This window comes from Streptomyces sp. NPDC054794 (assembly GCF_053611585.1).
The window spans coordinates 26,377-43,137 of record NZ_JBSHAQ010000052.1 but is presented as its reverse complement, the minus strand read 5'-3'; the positions used below and the strand labels follow the sequence as shown (position 1 = coordinate 43,137).

Sequence of the window (16,761 nt, the reverse complement as noted above, 5' to 3'; positions counted from 1 at the left end):
CCGCCCGGTGCGCGCCGCGCGCACGCTGAACGCAGCGACGAAGGGGGCGAGGGGGGCAGGGAGGCACGACGTGCACACACCGATGTATCTCGCGTACGACTATCCGCTGCTGAGCGCGTTCTGGACGATGCTGGGGTTCGTCCTGCTGGTCATGTGGTTCGTGCTGCTCTTCAAGGTCATCGTCGACGTGTTCCGCGACGACTCGCTGAGCGGCTGGGCGAAGGCCGGCTGGCTGATCTTCGCCATCGCGCTGCCGTTCCTCGGCGTCTTGGTCTACGTCGTCGCCCGCGGCAAGGGCATGGGACAGCGCGAACTGGCGGAGGCCCGGGAGCGGCAGGCGGCCTTCGACTCCTACGTCCGCCGGACGGCGGGCACCGCGACCCGTGCCGGCAGCGTGGACGACCTGACCAGGCTGTCCGAGCTGCGCAGCCACGGCGACATCACGGACGAGGAGTTCCGCCGGGCCAAGGAGCAGATACTGGCCGGCGGCGCGCCGAAGTGAGCGAAGTGACCTGACGTGAGCGGCGGTAGGAGCGCCGGGTGGGCCCGGCTGGCGCTGCTCGCGCTGGTGGGCGGCGTCCTGCTGCCCCTCCTGGCCGCCGGGCTGAAGAGCCTGCTCGCGGTGCTGGTGGGAATCGCGGGCCTGGCGCTGACCGCCGTCGGGGTGTGGTGGGCCCTCGCGTACCGGGGGGTCGCCCGGGTCGCCGGGGCGCTGCTGTCGGTGTCCGTGCCGCTCGGGATCCTCGCGCTGTACGCCTTCTACGGACTGCTGTGGCCGGCCTTCGCCTCCCTGGCCCTGTGGGGGCTGGCGGTGGCGGCCGCGCGGACCGCCCTGACCGCGGCGGGCGCGGCCTCCTCGCACCGTCACGCCAAGCGCGACAAGCGGGAGAAGCGCGACAAGGGCGGTGTCGAGGCGCCGCGGCGCCCGTGGATCGTGATGAACCCGCGCTCCGGCGGCGGCAAGGTGGCCCGCTTCCAACTGGTGGAGAAGGCGCGGGCGGCGGGCGCCCAGGTCACCCTGCTGGACCCGGAACTGCACCAGGACGTGGCGGAGCTGGCCCGACAGGCGGTGGCCGACGGAGCCGACCTGCTGGCCGTGGCCGGCGGCGACGGCACCCAGGCCCTGGTGGCCGAGGTCGCGGCCCGGCACGACCTCCCCTTCGCGGTGATCCCCGCCGGCACGCGCAACCACTTCGCCCTGGACCTCGGCCTGGACCGGGAGGATCCGGCTGCCGCGCTGGAGGCGCTGACCGACGGCGAGGAGTTCCAGATCGACCTCGGGTTCGCCGCCGACCGGGTGTTCGTCAACAACGCCTCCTTCGGCACGTACGCGGTGGTGGTCGGCGATCCCGCCTACCGCGACCGGAAGGTGCGCACGGTCCTGCAGAACCTGCCCGATCTGCTCACCGGCGAGGAGGCGCCCCGGCTGGCGATGCGGGCCGGGCAGACCAGTGCCGAGGGGCTGCAGGCGCTGCTCGTCAGCAACAACCCCTACCGGCGGTTCGGCGACCCGTCCGCTCCCGGACGCAGGGAGGGACTGGACTCCGGGCTGCTCGGCGTCCTGTGCGTACGGGTCGAGAGCGGCGCCGAGGCGGCGGGCCTGGTCACGGACCCGCGGTCCCCCGGTCTGCTGCGGCTGACCGCGGCGGAGGTGGTCGTCCAGGCCGACGGGGACACCGTCCCGGTCGGCATCGACGGGGAGCACGTGGTGCTGGACGCACCCGTCGTGTGCCGGATCGCGCCCGGTGTCCTGCGGGTCCGGGTGCCGCGCCACCGGCCCGGTACGCCGGCGACCAGGCCGGCCCTCGACTGGCCCCGGGTGGCGCGGCTCGCGCTGGGGCGGCTGGTTCCGCCCCACTCGGCGCCCTCGGCCCACCTGCCGGGTCCGCCGGGCTGAGGAAGCCACGGGCCGTCCGTCACGTCCGGTGGCCGCGTCACGTCCGGTGGCCGGCCCGCCTGGCCACGAGCTTGCCGAGCTCCCACAGCGCCAGCAGCACGAGCGGCGGCAGCAGCGCCCAGCCGAACTGGTGCACGTCGATCCGTGTCGTACCCAGCAGCCGCCGGAACCCGTCCAGCTGCGTGACCAGCACCGCGAGCGCGAACTCCACGAATATCGCCCAGTTCATCTGCTTGCTGTCGAAGCTGGCGGGGGTCAGCACGGTCGCCGTCTCGCTGCGGCACTCGAGCGCGGCCACGATCAGGCAGAGCGCGAAGGAGGTGAACGCGATGGACTGGCCGACGGCGGTGCTGCCGTAGTGCGATTCGCCCAGCTTGATCAGGGCGAGCAGGCAGATCGTGATCACCAGGCCGGAGAGGCCGACCGTGACCATCACGCCCTTGGTCAGCACCGGTTCGCCGCGCGGACGCGGCCGGCGCTCCATGAGTCCGGGGCTCTGCCGGTCGAAGCCGAGCGCGAAGCCGAAGGCGGCGTTGACGAAGAAGTGGATCCACAACACCTGGGCGGGGCTGAACGGTTCGCCCGCCGCGATGTTGAACAGGGTCGCGCCGAGGAAGGTCAGCACGAAGACCACGAGCAGGACCAGCACGAAGCGGATGTACTTGGTGAGGTTGTCGTAGATCTTGCGGCCCTGTTCGACCGCGAAGACGATCGTGGCGAAGTTGTCGTCGGCCAGCACCATCCGCCCGGCGTTCTTGGCGACCTCCGTGCCGGAGCCCATGGCGATGCCGATGTCGGACGCCTTGATGGCCGGGGCGTCGTTGACGCCGTCCCCGGTCATGGCCACCACATGGCCCTTCTTCTTCAGCGTGTCCGCGAGCAGCACCTTGTGCTCCGGCGCGACCCGGCCGACCACGCCGATGTCGTCGATCCGGGCGAGTCGCTCGCCCTCCGGCAGCGCGGCGAAGTCGGCGCCGAGCATCGCCTCGCCCTCGATGCCGAGCTGTCGCGCGATGGCGGCGCCCGTGACGACGTCGTCCCCGGTCACCATCCGCACCCGGATGTGAGCGGCCTGCGCGTCGGCGACGGCGGCCCGCGACTCCTCGCGGGGCGGGTCGACCATGCCGATCAGGCTGGTCATCTGCAGGTCGGTGACATGGGCGAGAAGGTCCCCCTCGGGGTCGAAGTCGGCGGGGTCGAGGTCGCGCCGTGCGGCCGCCATCACCCGCAGTCCCTCGCCGCCCATCCGCTCGATGTGCTCCTGGGCGCGCCGTTGAGCCTCCGCGTCCCACGGGACGTCCGTGCCGTGCGCGAGCGCGCTGCTCGCCCGGGCCGTCACGGCGGGCGCGGCCCCCTTCACGAAGCACCGCACGACCGGCCGGCCCGCCGCGTCGGTGGCCGAGTTGAAGGTGGCCATCAGTTTGTACGAGGGGTCGAAGGGCAGCGTGGCCAGCCGGGGCAGCCGCTCGCGGGTGGCGTCGAGGTCCAGCCCGGCCTTGTGCCCGAGCACCAGCAGGGCGCCCTCGGTGGGGTCGCCGACCACCGCGCCGTCCACCAGCTCGCCGTCGTTGGCGATCAGGTACGGCAGGATCGCGTCCTCGATGCCGGGTGCCGTGCCGACGGCGTGGTGGACCTTGCCCTGAAGGCCGTACCCGGTGCCGGAGACGGTGTAGCGGTCGCCGGGATCGAGCACCTCCACGACCGTCATCTGGTTCATGGTGAGCGTGCCGGTCTTGTCGGAGTTGATCGCCGAGGTGAAGCCGAGCGACTGCACCGACGGCAGGTCCTTCACGATCGCCTGACGCCGGGCCAGGTCGACCCCGCCGATCGACAGGATGGTCTGGGTCACCGTGGGCAGGGCCTCCGGGATGGCGGCGATCGCCAGCGAGACGGCGCTCACGAACAGCGCGTCCCACGCCTGGCCGCGGCTGCGCCCCAGCACGAACATCACGATCATCGTGAGTCCGGCCGCGCCCGTGATCCACACGGTGAGCCGGTTGAGCTCCCGGTCCAGCGGGGAGGTCTCGCGGGGGGTCGCCGACAGCATCCCGGAGATGCGGCCGAGCTCGGTGTCGGCCCCGGTGGCCGTGACGATCACCGTCGCGCTGCCGTGGGTGACCGGCGTGTTCATGAACGCCATGTTCGTGCGGTCCCCGGGCCCCAGGTCGGCGCCGGTCAGGGTGGTCGCGTCCTTGGCGGCGGGGACGCTCTCGCCGGTCAGCGCGGACTCGTCGATCTGCAGGGCGCTGGCCGCGACGATCCGCCCGTCGGCCGGGACCTCGTCGCCGGCGGAGAGCAGCACGACATCCCCGACGACTACCTGCTCGGCCGGGATCTCGGACTCCGTCCCCTCCCTGCGCACCCGGGCGGTCGCCTTCAGCATCGACTTGAGCGCGTTCATGGCGCTCTCGGCCTTGCCCTCCTGGCGCATGCCGATGACCGCGTTCAGGATCGTCAGCACGACCAGGAGGATGCCGGTGTTCCACTCCGCGATCAGGAAGGACACCACGGCGGCGGCGACCAGGACGAGCTGCATGTAACTGCGGTACTGGGCCAGGTAGCGGCGCCAGCCGGGCAGGGCCTTCTCCTCCGGCAGCGCGTTCGGTCCGTTCGTCCGCAGGAGTTCGGCCGCCCGCTGGGCGGACAGTCCCACGGACGGGAGCACCCCGAACGCGGCGGCGACCTCGTCCGCGGGCCGCGCGTACCATGCCGGGCCGTCCGCCGCCCGCTCGTGCGGTGCGTGTGTCTGCGCGGTCATGGCACGTACCTCATCTCAGCCCTTTCCGCCCGAGCGCTTGCCCTTCTTGCGGCCCTTGGCGTACGGGTCCGGGGCGGCGCCCTTGGGAGCCTCACGTTCCAGATCCCGCTTCACCTCGGCGAGCTCGCGCCGCGTCTCGTCGCTGACCTGCGGATACTGGGGATCGATGCCGATCAGGGTGTGCGCCAGCACCGCGGCGGCGCAGATGCGCGCGAACCACTTGTGGTCGGCCGGCACCACGTACCAGGGCGCCCACTCCGTACTGGTGGCGGACAGCATCCGGGAGAACGCCCGCTGGTAGTCGTCCCACCGGGCCCGCTCCCGGACGTCGGCAGGCGAGAACTTCCAGTTCCGCTCGGGCACGTCGATGCGCTTGAGGAAGCGGGTGCGCTGTTCCTCCTTGGACAGGTTCAGGAACAGCTTCACGATCTTGAACCCGTTGTCGCTCAGATAGCGCTCCCAGTCGTTGATCTCCCGGTACCGCCGCTCCCACACGTCGTCGTCGCGGTCCGCCGGCGGCAGTTTCTGTCTGCGCAGGTTCTCGGGGTGCACCCGCACCACCAGGACCTCTTCGTAGTGCGACCGGTTGAAGATCCCGATCTCGCCGCGGGCCGGCAGATGGCGGGCGTAGCGCCACAGGTAGTCGTGGTCGAGCTCCTCGGCCGAGGGCACCTTGAAGCCGGTCACGCGCACACCCTGGGGATTGACGCCGCTCATGACGTGCCGGATCGTGCCGTCCTTGCCGCCCGCGTCCAGCGCCTGCAGGCAGACGAGCACCCCGTAGGTGTCCTGGGCGGCCAGCCGCCGCTGGTAGTCGGCGAGCAACTCGATGCCGCTGCTGAGCAGCTCGACGCCGTCCTTCTTGCGGATCCGAGCCTTGTACCCGGGGTCGAAGTCCCTCGCCAGGCGCACCGTGCTGCCCGGCCTGACCCTCAGCGGTTCGATGAGGTCCGCGATGCGCTCGGCTCTCTCGTCGGACATCGTCCACCGTCCTTACGGCCCCCCGGCACGGACCCCCGCGCACCGGCAGCGTCCCTCCCCGGCGCGGGGGCGGCCTCACCCTTCGCGGGTGGTTCGGGGCCGGCCGGACCCGTCGTCCGGCTCCGGACCGAGGCCCCGCGTGGTGCGTGACCCTGACATGTCCGGTACGACAAGATGCCGGAATGAACAACCAAGACGGCATAGGCTCCTCGCCGCCGGCCCCGCAACACCCTGCGCACGTCCCGGCCCTGCGGCCGGTCCGCGGCGCGGCCCGGTGCGCTGTCGGCGCTCTCCTGCTCGCCGCACTCGCCTGGGTGGCCCGGGCGGTGTGGGAGATCCGGCTCGCGATGGCCGGAGAGCCGGCCTCGGGACCGCCCGACCAGGGCGAGGGCGTGCACCGCCCGCTGACGGCGCTCGAAGACTCGTACCACCTGGTCACCACCGTGGGCGGGGTGGCCGCGCTGGTCTGCGCCGTCGCCTTCCTGTCGTGGTTGTGGCGGGTGCGGGACAACGGGACGGCCCTGTCGGGCGCGGCGCCCCGGTACGCGGGCTACTGGGTCTACCTGGGCTGGATCGTGCCGATCGTGAACCTGTGGGTGCCCCGGGGACTCGTCGCGGACGTCTGGCAGGCCACCGCCCCGGGCCGACGCGCGCCGCTCTCCCTGAACGTGTGGTGGGGCCTGTGGCTGGTCGGGATGCTGAGCGGGGTCGGGCTGCTGTACACCGACTCGAAGGACGAGGTCATCGAGCGGGCCTATACGGAACCCTGGCCGCTGCTGGCGTCCGACGCGGTGATCGTGGGCGCGGCCGTGGCGGCCGTGTTCCTCGTACGGGCCGTCACCGCGGCACAGTCGGAGTGGGCGGGGCAGACTCCGGACGGCGGCCTTCGGGTGGCAGCCACCTCCTGAACGCCGCGACCGGACGTTCGCCGCGTCGTGCGTCGGCGCTTACCGTCGGAGCATGACCACCATCGCCATCGTGGGGGCGGGCCCCGGGCTGGGCGCCGCCGTAGCGCGCCGGTTCGGGCGCGAGGGGTACGACGTGGCGCTCGTCGCCCGTGACCGGGACCGGCTGGAGGCGCTGGCCGGGGAACTGGCCGCCGCGGGGGTCAGCGCGCGCGGCTTCGCCGCCGACGTGCGCGACCCGCCGTCGCTGGCGGCGGCGCTGGGCGCGGCGGCGAAGGAGCTCGGCCCGGTCGAGGTGCTGCAGTACAGCCCGGTGCCGCAGCGGGACTTCATGCTCCCGGTGCTGGAGACCACCCATACGGATCTGCTCGGCCCCGTCGAGTTCTCGGTGTACGGCCCCGTCGCCGCCGTACAGCAGGTCCTGCCCGGTATGCGCGCCCTCGGCCGGGGCACGATCCTGCTGGTCAACGGGGGCACCGCCGTCGTCCCGCACCCGGAGCGCGCGGGCACCTCGATCGCCTTCGCCGCCGAGAGCGCGTACGGCCATCTGCTGCACGACCGGCTCGCCCCCGAAGGCATCCACGTGGCCCAGCTCGTCATCCCCGGCGCGATCGTCCCCGGTCACCCCAGGAAGGATCCGGCCGTGCTCGCGGACACCCTGTGGACCCTGCACCGCGACCGGCACGGCTTCCGGCACTACGCCGACGACCTCTACGGCTGATCGCTCCCGCTCCGCAGTGTCGGATTTCGATTCGTGGGCAACGATGGTGCTACGACCGGAACGCACAGGAATGTACCGGAACGCACCCTCTGAAGGGGGTCGAGATGGCTGTGGAGATCCCTCCCCTCATCAAGCCCTCGCGGCTCAGACGCCGCGGGGGCCTGCTGGGCGAGTGCATGGCGGAGTTCCTGGGGACCTTCGTCCTCATCTGCTTCGGGTGCGGCGTCACGGCGATGGCCGTCGCGGCACTGCCCGGCTCGGGACGTGCGGCCACTCCGACGACGATCTTCCTGGCCGCGGGCGACTGGCTGCTGATCACCTGGGGCTGGGGCATGGCCGTGGTCTTCGGCATCTACGTGGCCGGCGGTGTCAGCGGCGCACACCTGAACCCGGCCGTGACGCTGGCGTTCGCCGTACGCCGCAAGTTCCCCTGGGTCAAGGTGTTCCCGTACTGGTTCTCGCAGGTCGTCGGCGCCTTCACCGGGGCGGCCCTGGTCTTCGCGGTCTACCACGACGCGATCAACGCGTACGACGCGGCCTCGAAGGACCCGCACGTGGGCGGGAAGACACTCGCCACGTTCTCGATCTTCGCCACGTTCCCGGCGCCGTACTTCAACGGCGGTGTCTGGGGTCCGCTGATCGACCAGATCGTCGGCGCCGCCTTCCTGGTCATGTTCGTCGTGGCGGTCGTCGACCTGCGCAACACGGCGGTCCAGGCGAACCTCGGCCCGCTGGTGATCGGCTTCGCCGTCGCCGCCATCGGCATGTCCTACGGGGCGAACGCCGGCTACGCCATCAACCCGGCGCGTGACTTCGGCCCGCGCCTGCTCACCTGGTTGGCGGGATGGGACGGGTTCTCCTTCCCGGGCAGTGGAGCGTGGTTCAGCAACTACTTCTGGATCCCGATCGTCGGGCCGCTGATCGGCGGCACGATCGGGGTCCTGGTGTACGACCTGTTCATCGGCGACGTACTGCACACCCGCGCCCAGCAGGGCGAACTGCCGGAGCCCGGCCGGACGCGGGAATGACCGCCTTGGAGCCGTGACGGCCTCCCTCAGGAGGCGTTGGAGTTCGACCGGCCGAAGAACTCGATCTCGGCGATGGAGACCTGCTTGCCGGCGGAGGCGGCGTAGGCCGACTCGATGGTGAAGCGGACCTTGGTGACCTCGCCGACCCGGAAGGCGCGGCGCTGGCCGCCGGCCCCCTGGTCCAGGGTGATCTCGCGCGTCGTGGTCTTTCCGTCCTTCGTGGTGATCGTCGCCTTCAGGCGGTGCGGGAGGGCCGACTGGGAGAGCTGGTCGGGGCGGGTGGAGACGCCCGGCGTGATGATCAGGTCCAGCAGCCGGGTCGGCTCGTCGAACCGGGCCTCGATCCACTGGCCCTCGCCCGACTGGGAGACGCCGGGGCCCCACCAGCTGTTGTTGATCTTGTCGAAGGCGAGCTGCGGCTTGTGCCCCGGGTAGGAGCGCGAGGCCGCGACCGCGTCCGGGGCGACCGGGGCGCGCTTGGCGAAGTGGTCGCGGGTGGCCTGCACGGCGGCCGGCGCGTTCGCCCCGGCGAGGATCAGCAGGGTGAGGACGAGGGCGCCCACCACCCAGCTGACGATGCGGTCGAAGGTCCGCCGCAGGCGGGGGCGGTCGCCGGCCCACGGGGTCTCCCGGCTGCGGAAGTCCAGCACGCGGCGCCACCAGGGCCGCCGCTCGGGCGAGCGGTCGTCCCGGGACATGGGCATCGCGCACCGGGTGCAGAAGTGCCGGTCGGGCCGGTTGGGTGTGGAGCACCAGGGGCACGGCACGCCGTTCTCGTCCCCCAGCACCGGCCCCGGCGCCCGCACCTGCGGCCGGTCCGCGACCGGCCGCCCCGGCAGCACCGGCGCGACGGCCGGCTCGGCGGCGGCCCGCGCCTCGGGCTCGGCGACGGGCACGAGAAGGGAACGGGCCCGCTCGGCGAGCGTGTCCCCGAGGGCGACGGGGGGCACGGGCTCGGTGGGGGCGGTTTCGTCGGGGGCCGGGGTGCGGGCCTGCGCGGGGACCGCGGCCTGTGCGGGGGCAGGGGCGGGCGCAGCGGCAGGCGAGGGTGCCGGGGCGGTCGCGGGGCGCACGCCGGAGTCGGCGGCGGTGGCAGCGGCGGGTGCCGTCGCCACAGGGCTGGGACCGGGGTCGGTGGTCGGGGCTCCGGCGCCCTGAGCGACGGGGGCGGGGGCGGGGGAGCCGCTGGGCGCAGTGCCACCTGGGCCCGCCGTGCCACCGGGGTTGCCGTCGCCCTGAGCGGTGCCGTTGCCACCGGCCGCCGCGGCGGAACCACCGGCAGTGCCCGGCACGACCGCCGTCTCCTCGTCCTCTTCCTCCGCCGCACCACGAACCGCTCCCGAGCCGCCGGCGCGCGCCGCCTCTCCCGAGGCCGGGCCGGCGGCGCGGTCCGTCCAGCTCAGTACGGCCCCGCACGCGTCGCAGAAGGACTGGCCCGGCTCTGCCCGGGTGCCGCACTCGGCGCAGTTCAGGGTGGTCATCTCTCCGGGGTCCTTTCAGCGGCGGTCACCTTGACCGTGTACGGCATGTGGGCGGGGCGGGCGGCCGAGACGAGGGCGTCCAGGCGGTGGTGGTCCGCCGGGCTCGGGTCGGGCAGGCGGAGCGTGACGTACAGATGGGGGCGGGGCTCACCGGGGAACGCGCCCAGCGGACGCGCGCTCCAGTCCGCACCGCCGCTCTCGGAGACCTCCGGCGCCACGCCGAAGGCGAGCCGGACCGCCTCGGCAAGACCGCGCCGCGTGCCCCGTACCCGGTGCAGATACGCGGCGGCGGCCACGGCGGCCCGCAGCCGCGGATCCGGCTCGGTGCCGTCGGTCTCCGCGCCGACCCAGCCCGCCAGCCAGCGGGTGAAGTCGACCGGCGCGAGGGCCGGGTCGAAGTAGGCGGGCAGGCAGTCGAGGACGTTGTGGATCGGCGCGATCACCTCGTCGAGCCCGGCGACGAAGCGCTGCGCGAGATCGTCGTCGGCGAACACGGCGGGCAGCATGTCGGCGATCGGCGCGGAGGAACCGAGCCCGTCGATCGAGCCCCTCATCCCTCGGCCCCCGTCCCGTCGAAGAAGAGCGTCACGTTCCGTCTCCGATCACGCGGACGCGGTGGTCGTACGAGAACACCAGCGACGGCGCCGCCAGGTCGATCCGGTCCGTCGCCTCGCCGCGCTTGCCGGTCAGGGGGTCGGCGGGGTGCAGGGTGACCTGGTCGACCAGCTCCACGCCGGGCACCCGTTGCAGCACCGCGAACACCTCGCCCGACTGGACGGGCCGTCCGAACGGCCAGCCCCGGCCGTCCGCGCCGCCGGTCAGCGGATCGAGGTGGCGGTAGAGGGCGTCGTGCGCCTGACGGCGCACCCGGTCGGTGTCGACGCCCCGGAACGCGTGCACGGTCGCGACCACGGTGACGCCCTGGTAGTACGGCGGCCCGACCGCGAGACGGGTGCCGATCAGGCGTCGTTCGTCCAGGTGGCGGGTGATCCGGTCCAACAGGGCGTCGCCCGGAACCAGTTGCTCGAAGCGCAGTCGGCCGCCCGGGTCCGGGACCGCCTGCGGCACCACCAACACCCGTACCGCGTACGCCCCGTGCTCGCCCTCCTCGCCCTCCAGGCAGGTGATGCGCGCCGTCTCGGGGGCGGCCCGGCGGGCGAGTTCCTCGTAGTCGCGCAGGGTCACCGCGCGTTCCTGGGCGCGCAGCGTGATGGGGGCCCGGACCTTCGCCTCCTCCACCGTCTCCCCGTTCACACCGCCGCGCGCGGCTTCCCGGTTGACGACCTCCGAGACGTACGGGACGGAGGTGCGCAGCACCTGGACGGCGCCCCGGGCCACATTGCCCGCGCGGCCCCCGCCGGTGCGGTAGCGGCGGGCGCGGATCATCGCGCCCTTGGGGGCGACGGCGCCGTACTGGCGCAGGGTGCCGTCGGGTTCGCGCACCGACGGGCCGAAGGCGAGCTCGCCGGTGGCGGCGTCCAGGGTGAGGTGGCGGTCGTCGGGGCCGGAGGCGGCGAAGTGCGGGACCACCTGCCAGTCCTGCCAGCCCTCGTGCTCGGCGGTCTGCAGCAGGAGCGGCGGGTCGTCGCCGACCACGGGGGCGTGCGCCAGGCGCAGCCGCTGGCCGGGCAGGCCGGTCGACTCGCCGAGCGGCTCGTCGGACACCGTCTCGGCGTGGACCGCCGGAGCGGTGCCGCCCACCGTGAACGCCTCCACCGAGCGCACGGTCGGGGAGCTGGTGTAGAAGGGCTGGCCGGTCAGCGGCTCGGTGACGCGACAGCGCAGCCAGCCCGCCTCCTGGCCGCCGGAGCGGGAGAGCACATGGCCGCCGGGGATGTGCAGGACGACCTCACCGGGACGGTTGAGACCGCCCGTGCCGTCCCGGTCGACCTCGCACTCCTGCCAGCCGTCCTCCGTCCACGCCTCCCACACCAGCGGCGGCTGGCGCGGGTCGACGCCGACGCCGTCCACCCGGCTGTCCAGCTCCAGCGCCACCGCGCAGTACGGCACGGCGGCGCTCAGCCCGAGCAGCATGCAGTCGCCGGCCTGCGGAGCCTCGGCGAAGCACAGCACGTCCTTGCCCTCGACGAGGTCGGTGGTCCGGTCGGTGACCGGCTCGCCCCGGTGCTGCACCACCAGATGCCGCAACGAACTGGGGACGACGGCGAGTTCGCGCTCGGTCGCGAAGACCACCGCCTCCTCGCTCTCGGTGCGCACGGTCGCCACCTCGGTGCCCACCGGCAGCAGTACCGCCTCCTCCTGCGGCGCGGACAGCCAGAACGTGACGTCCGTCCGGGCCGCCGACGGCGGGAAGAGCCGGATGCCGACCAGGTCCAGGAACGCCAGATGGTTCTTCTCCGGCACCCGGTTGAGCCGGTACACGATCTGGTCGGCCATGTGGGCGACCGTCTCGACGAGGGTGACGCCCGGGTCGGAGACGTTGTGGTCGGTCCACTCGGGCGCGCGCTGCTGGATGTAGCGCTTGGCGTCGTCGACGAACTGCTGGAAGCGGCGGTCGTCGAGGTTGGGGGAGGGCAGGGCCATCAGCGGTCGCTTTCGGAAGCCGTACCGGACGCCGTACCGGAGACGCCCGGCTCGTCGTGGGACGGAATGACGTAGAAGGGGAAGACGAGGGAGCGCGGGTTGTTGGTGCCGCGGATCGAGTAGCGGACGTCGATGAACAGCACGCCCTGCTCGGCGCCCGCGGTGACCTCGACGTCGTTGACCTCGATGCGCGGCTCCCAGCGGTCGAGGCTGGTGTGCACCTCGTGCTGGATGCGGCCCGCGGTGGCCTCGTTGACGGGCGCGAACACCAGGTCGTGGATGGCGCAGCCGTACTCGGGGCGCATCGGCCGCTCGCCCGGCGCGGTCGCCAGGATCAGCCGGATCGCCTCCTCGATCTCGCGCTCCCCGCTGACCAGGGCGATGCCCCCGGTCGGCCCGATGCGCAGGGGGAACGCCCACCCGGACCCGACGAACTGTTCGGCCATCAGCAGCTCACCCGCCTTCTTCCTGTCCGGGCCGTCACGGCAGCGGATACGGCTTGTTGTTGACCAGCACCACGCCCTGCAGCAGGAGGGTGGCGGCCCGGATGCCGACATTGGCCACGGAGTTGACCTGGAGGGTGCCGCCCGCGCTGATCGTCGCGGCGCCCACCGCCTTGAGGTTGAGCGCGCCCAACGCGTCCACGGTGACCGCGCCGGTCAGCGACTTGACGTTGACGAGACCGCGGCCCTGGATGTCGAGCAGTCCGCCGCTCTTGATGGTCACCTTGCGGGCCGCGCTGAGCGTGAGGTCCGTGCCGGCCTCCACCGACACCGACCGGCTGCCCTTGATGCTGACCGTCCCCTTGCTGTCGACGGTGATCTCGGTCCGGGTCCGGTCGAGGTTGATGACGAGTTTGTCGTCGCCGGTGGTCACCCGTACGCCCTGCTTGCGGCCGCCGGTCTTCTGGCTCAGCAGGTCCATGCGGTTGCCGTCCCGGTCGGACAGCGTGTGCCGGGCCGCGCGGCGCCGGGCGCCGTCGTGCAGCGGTACGTCCTTGACCGGGGTCGGCACGTCCTTGCCGTTGTACAGACCGCCGATGACGTACGGATGGTCGAGGGCACCGCGGTCGAAGGCGACCAGCACCTCGTCGCCCACGTCGAGCGGGAAGACGGAGCCGCCGTCCTTGCCGCCCCACTGCACCACCCGCGTCCAGTCGCTGACGTAGGTGTCGTCCAGCCAGGGGAACTGGAGCTTGACCCGCCCCTGCTTGAGCGGATCCTGCACATCGGTGACCAGCGCGTTGACGGTTCCGGGCAGCCGCAGCCCGGTGCCCGCCCCGCCGCCGGAGGCCAGCCCGTACAGCGAACGCCACTGCCGTCCGCTGACGGTGACCCAGGCCTCGTAGTGCTTGCCGTCGCCGAAGACGTGCCGCACGGAGGTGGCGGTGTACTTGCCCTCGAAGGGCGCGCCCACGTCGGCGAGGGTGACGGGCAGGCCCGGCCGCAGCTTCGGCGTGCCGCGCGCGACCACCTCCAGCTCGGCGAAGGAGGAGGTGACGTCGTCGGCGAGGGCCTCGGCGGCGAACTTCACCTCCGACTGCCGGTCGTACGGCGTCTGCGCGTCGAGCAGCTTGGCCGTACCGAACTTCTTCGCCACCTCACCGGGTGTGGTGCCGATGCTGATGCCCGGGTTGGAGATCGCCGGCGCGGTGGCCGTGAGCTTCTTCTTCGTGGTCACGTCCCAGCCGCGGGTCTCGACCGAGCCGACCTGTTCGGCGGAGGTGACCGCGGCCCGCAGCCGCAGGATGTCGGTGCCCGCCTCCAGCACGAAGGGGCTCTTCTCGCCGGGCGTGCTCACCGGCGGCGCCCCCGAGGCCGGGTCGGGCCGCACGAACTGGAACTTCCCCTTCGCGTCGACCGACATGACCATCTCGTTCTCGTCGGCGAGCCGGGCGAGGAAGTCCCAGTCGCTGACGTTGGCCTGACTGATGAACTCGTACACCGTCTTCGTCGACTGGATCCGCCCGACCGGCACCCCGTCCTGGGCGGCCAGCTTGCGCGCGATGTCGGAGGCGCTCTGGTTGCGGTAGGCGGCCACCCGGCGCCGGCGCATCAGCCGGTGGCCGAGGTCGTAACCCCGGATGACGGTGAACGTGCCGGTGCCGTCGTAGTCGGCCTCCAGGGCGCACACCTCGCCGGTCAGCAGCGGGTCGGAGGCACCCTTGCCGTCGGCCACGGGCGCGAGCACCACGGGCGTGCCGAACTTCACCTTCAGCTTGCCGAGGAGCAGCCGGTACGGGTCGCGGAAGGTCAGCCGGAAGGCGGCGGGCACCCCAAGACCCTGGTCCACCCAGCCCTCCACCAGCAGCGGGGCGAAGTCCGAAGGCAGCGGACGGCCGCCGATGGTGACCTCGATGACGCTCGAAAAGGCGGACGCCACCATCAGAAACGCACCTCCTCGGCGGCCGGCAGGACCAGCTCGACACCGGAGGGCAGCCGGCCCGGGTCGTCGATGCCGTTGGCCTCGGCGATCGCCCGCCAGGCGGAGGCGTCCCCGTACTCCCGCCAGGCGAGGGACTGCAGCGAGTCCCCGGCGACCACCCGGTGCACCCGCTGGGCGGTCAGCGCGCCCGACGTCGGGTTCTGCCCCTTGGTCTTGCTGGGGATCTCGTGCAGCCGCACCTGGCAGACGGCGCGGATGGGCACGCCGGTCGTACCGAACAGGGAGTAGTTCGCCTCGACACTGCTGACGTACGAGGTGAACCGGGCCGTGGAGAAGGACCCCCACTGGAAGACCACCCAGGGCGGCGAGGGCTGCTTGGCCGCGATGCTCTTGCTCGTCACCTCGCAGCACTCCAGCAGCGACTCCACCTTCTTCAGCACGGTGTTGCTGCCGGGCTCGTCGGACGAGTCCAGGAAGATCTCCACCGTCATCTCGCGCGGCTCGGGACCCATGAACTCCGGTACGGAGCCGTCGCGCACGGCGGCCGTCGGCGTCACCTTCCACTGCGCGCGCCGCCCCAGCGACAGCTGCGCCGGGTTGAAGTCGAACCCGAACGACTTGATCAGTCCGCCCGGGGTGGTGCTCGTCCCGACGGGCGGTTCGTGGATCGCGAGGGTGGCGCGGACCAGACTCTTGCCGGCGCCGCCGCCCCTGCCTCCCTTGGCCATGACGGTCCTCCCTTCCCTTCCCTGCCCTCGTCAGTCCGTGAAGCCGTGGTGGGTGATCTCCAGGACCTCCGTGGCGACACCCGGGCTGGCCGGGTCCAGGGACGGCCCCTGCCAGCTCACCGGCAGCACGTCGATCAGCCCCCACCGGGCGACCTCCGAGCCGTCGGCGCGCAGCGCCGCGATCTGCGCGGTCGGCCGGGTCACGCCGGTGGTCACGGAGGAGATCCACTTGGCGACCTTGGTCGTGTCCGGGGTGAGCGGGCGGGTCAGGCGGATCGTGGAGAAGGTGACCCGGGACGGGAGCTGCCAGACGAAGCCGTTGTTGCCGCCCTCCTGGCGGTGCTCGATCTCCACCGTGGACGACAGTCCCTCGCACCCGTTGAAGTAACCGAGGCTCTCCCCGTCGATCGTCAGCGTGAAGAAGATGGTGGAGCCCGGGTCGAGATCGCGGGACATCGAGGGGCCTTTCTGGGAGTCGGTTCAGGTGTTCAGTTCCGGGGATCGCGCAGCCGCCCGATCCGCTCCCGGTCCAGCCGCAGTTCGGTCCGCAGCAGCCGGGTGATCCGCCCGGTCAGCCGGTGCGTCAACTCGTCGAGCTGAAAGTCGGTCAGCGCCCGGGGGTCGAAGGCGCCCCGCGGCACTTCCGTGTAGGCCGGGGGGCCCATCTCGGGGTCCGCGTCGATGGGCGGCGGGCCGCCGGTGCGCCCGGACCCGGCCGCGGAACGCGCGGTGGTACGCGACGGGGTGTGCGGAGGGTTGTGCGGCGGGGTACGCGTGGTCGCCCTGCGCTGCACCGCGACGGGGGTGGGCTGGGGCGGTGGCGGTGGGGGGTTGACCGGGGCCGGGGCCGGGGCGGGTGCGGGCAGGGGAACGGCCATGGTGACGGGCGTGGGTGTGGAGAGGGGGATGGGCACCGGCGTGGGTATGGGTGCGGCCGGGTGCTTGGTGGCGGCGGCGGTGGTCGGGGTGTGCCGCGGCTGGACGACGTGCCGGGGTTCGCCGGTGCCGGGGGTGGTGCGGCGAAGGGGTACGGCCGCCGGGGTGGTTCGGCGTTGTACGGGCGGAGTGTGCGGCCGTGGGAGGGGGGTGTGCACGGCTGACGTGGTCGGCTGTGGGAGGGGGTTGTGCACGGCTGAACTGGTCGGCTGCGGCAGGGGGGTGTGCATGGCCGGGGTGGTCGGCTGCGGCACGGGGGTGTGCACGGCCGGGGTGGGCGCGGCCATGGTGACGGGCGCGGGTGTGGAGAGGGGGATGGGCACCGGCGTGGGTATGGGTGCGGCCGGGTGCTTGGTGGCGGCGGCGGTGGTCGGGGTGTGCCGCGGCTGGACGACGT

15 protein-coding genes are annotated in these 16,761 nt (G+C 72.8%); 5 read left to right on the top strand and 10 right to left on the bottom strand.

Annotated elements, in window-relative coordinates:
- The first annotated feature begins 70 nt into the window (after positions 1-70).
- Complete coding sequence (locus tag ACWGKT_RS38230) at positions 71-502, top strand: SHOCT domain-containing protein (protein WP_453277268.1); 432 nt, start codon at positions 71-73, stop codon at positions 500-502.
- A 15-nt stretch (positions 503-517) separates the two neighbouring features.
- The gene (locus ACWGKT_RS38225) at positions 518-1,897 is read left to right on the top strand and encodes a diacylglycerol/lipid kinase family protein (RefSeq protein WP_453277267.1); all 1,380 of its coding nucleotides are present in this window, start codon (positions 518-520) and stop codon (positions 1,895-1,897) included.
- Positions 1,898-1,934: 37 nt separating this feature from the next.
- Here the strand turns inward: ACWGKT_RS38225 and ACWGKT_RS38220 are convergent, their stop codons facing one another.
- Positions 1,935-4,655 (bottom strand): cation-translocating P-type ATPase, encoded by a 2,721-nt coding sequence (locus ACWGKT_RS38220; protein WP_453277266.1) that lies wholly within the window; start codon positions 4,653-4,655, stop codon positions 1,935-1,937.
- Between the two features lie 15 nt (positions 4,656-4,670).
- A complete protein-coding gene (locus ACWGKT_RS38215; RefSeq protein ID WP_356149483.1) occupies positions 4,671-5,636 on the bottom strand; it encodes a polyphosphate kinase 2 family protein in 966 nt (321 codons plus the stop codon).
- Positions 5,637-5,818: 182 nt separating this feature from the next.
- On the opposite strand from ACWGKT_RS38215, the gene ACWGKT_RS38210 reads away from it, so the two are divergent.
- The 3 genes from ACWGKT_RS38210 (at position 5,819) to ACWGKT_RS38200 (ending at position 8,290) form a co-directional block, all read left to right on the top strand.
- Entirely contained in the window at positions 5,819-6,544 is a 726-nt protein-coding gene (locus tag ACWGKT_RS38210; protein ID WP_453277265.1) for a DUF4328 domain-containing protein, read from the top strand.
- Positions 6,545-6,596: 52 nt separating this feature from the next.
- Positions 6,597-7,262, top strand: coding sequence for an SDR family NAD(P)-dependent oxidoreductase (locus ACWGKT_RS38205; protein WP_453277264.1), 666 nt, complete (start codon positions 6,597-6,599; stop codon positions 7,260-7,262).
- 104 nt (positions 7,263-7,366) lie between these two features.
- The gene (locus ACWGKT_RS38200) at positions 7,367-8,290 is read left to right on the top strand and encodes an MIP/aquaporin family protein (protein WP_356149474.1); all 924 of its coding nucleotides are present in this window, start codon (positions 7,367-7,369) and stop codon (positions 8,288-8,290) included.
- A gap of 26 nt (positions 8,291-8,316) precedes the next feature.
- Here ACWGKT_RS38200 and ACWGKT_RS38195 read toward each other — a convergent pair whose 3' ends face one another.
- From ACWGKT_RS38195 to ACWGKT_RS38160, 8 genes are all read right to left on the bottom strand, one after another.
- The gene (locus ACWGKT_RS38195; RefSeq protein ID WP_453277263.1) at positions 8,317-9,771 is read right to left on the bottom strand and encodes an NADase-type glycan-binding domain-containing protein; all 1,455 of its coding nucleotides are present in this window, start codon (positions 9,769-9,771) and stop codon (positions 8,317-8,319) included.
- Positions 9,768-10,325 carry a phage tail protein gene (locus ACWGKT_RS38190; protein ID WP_235460879.1) on the bottom strand — a complete coding sequence of 186 codons (558 nt, stop codon included), beginning with the start codon at positions 10,323-10,325 and terminating at the stop codon, positions 9,768-9,770. Before ACWGKT_RS38190 ends, ACWGKT_RS38195 begins: the two co-directional genes overlap by 4 nt.
- Positions 10,326-10,356: 31 nt before the next feature.
- A complete protein-coding gene (locus ACWGKT_RS38185; RefSeq protein WP_356149468.1) occupies positions 10,357-12,315 on the bottom strand; it encodes a putative baseplate assembly protein in 1,959 nt (652 codons plus the stop codon).
- A complete protein-coding gene (locus ACWGKT_RS38180) occupies positions 12,315-12,761 on the bottom strand; it encodes a GPW/gp25 family protein (protein WP_235460881.1) in 447 nt (148 codons plus the stop codon). Before ACWGKT_RS38180 ends, ACWGKT_RS38185 begins: the two co-directional genes overlap by 1 nt.
- Before the next feature lie 34 nt (positions 12,762-12,795).
- Positions 12,796-14,700 carry a VgrG-related protein gene (locus ACWGKT_RS38175; protein ID WP_356149465.1) on the bottom strand — a complete coding sequence of 635 codons (1,905 nt, stop codon included), beginning with the start codon at positions 14,698-14,700 and terminating at the stop codon, positions 12,796-12,798.
- Positions 14,700-15,428, bottom strand: a complete 729-nt coding sequence (locus ACWGKT_RS38170) for a CIS tube protein (RefSeq protein WP_356149463.1) — start codon at positions 15,426-15,428, stop codon at positions 14,700-14,702. Before ACWGKT_RS38170 ends, ACWGKT_RS38175 begins: the two co-directional genes overlap by 1 nt.
- Before the next feature lie 30 nt (positions 15,429-15,458).
- A complete protein-coding gene (locus tag ACWGKT_RS38165) occupies positions 15,459-15,884 on the bottom strand; it encodes a phage tail protein (RefSeq protein WP_356149461.1) in 426 nt (141 codons plus the stop codon).
- Positions 15,885-15,916: 32 nt separating this feature from the next.
- On the bottom strand, positions 15,917-16,761 hold an 845-nt coding region (locus ACWGKT_RS38160; RefSeq protein ID WP_453277262.1), incomplete at its 5' end, for a hypothetical protein.

What these genes read in the sequence shown, in the direction of transcription:
- ACWGKT_RS38220 (WP_453277266.1), bottom strand. Translation starts at nt 4,655, where the DNA reads ATGACCGCGCAGACACACGCACCGCACGAGCGGGCGGCGGACGGCCCG.
- ACWGKT_RS38215 (WP_356149483.1), bottom strand. Translation starts at nt 5,636, where the DNA reads ATGTCCGACGAGAGAGCCGAGCGCATCGCGGACCTCATCGAACCGCTG.
- ACWGKT_RS38210 (WP_453277265.1), top strand. Translation starts at nt 5,819, where the DNA reads ATGAACAACCAAGACGGCATAGGCTCCTCGCCGCCGGCCCCGCAACAC.
- ACWGKT_RS38205 (WP_453277264.1), top strand. Translation starts at nt 6,597, where the DNA reads ATGACCACCATCGCCATCGTGGGGGCGGGCCCCGGGCTGGGCGCCGCC.
- ACWGKT_RS38200 (WP_356149474.1), top strand. Translation starts at nt 7,367, where the DNA reads ATGGCTGTGGAGATCCCTCCCCTCATCAAGCCCTCGCGGCTCAGACGC.
- ACWGKT_RS38195 (WP_453277263.1), bottom strand. Translation starts at nt 9,771, where the DNA reads ATGACCACCCTGAACTGCGCCGAGTGCGGCACCCGGGCAGAGCCGGGC.
- ACWGKT_RS38190 (WP_235460879.1), bottom strand. Translation starts at nt 10,325, where the DNA reads ATGAGGGGCTCGATCGACGGGCTCGGTTCCTCCGCGCCGATCGCCGAC.
- ACWGKT_RS38185 (WP_356149468.1), bottom strand. Translation starts at nt 12,315, where the DNA reads ATGGCCCTGCCCTCCCCCAACCTCGACGACCGCCGCTTCCAGCAGTTC.
- ACWGKT_RS38180 (WP_235460881.1), bottom strand. Translation starts at nt 12,761, where the DNA reads ATGGCCGAACAGTTCGTCGGGTCCGGGTGGGCGTTCCCCCTGCGCATC.
- ACWGKT_RS38175 (WP_356149465.1), bottom strand. Translation starts at nt 14,700, where the DNA reads ATGGTGGCGTCCGCCTTTTCGAGCGTCATCGAGGTCACCATCGGCGGC.
- ACWGKT_RS38170 (WP_356149463.1), bottom strand. Translation starts at nt 15,428, where the DNA reads ATGGCCAAGGGAGGCAGGGGCGGCGGCGCCGGCAAGAGTCTGGTCCGC.
- ACWGKT_RS38165 (WP_356149461.1), bottom strand. Translation starts at nt 15,884, where the DNA reads ATGTCCCGCGATCTCGACCCGGGCTCCACCATCTTCTTCACGCTGACG.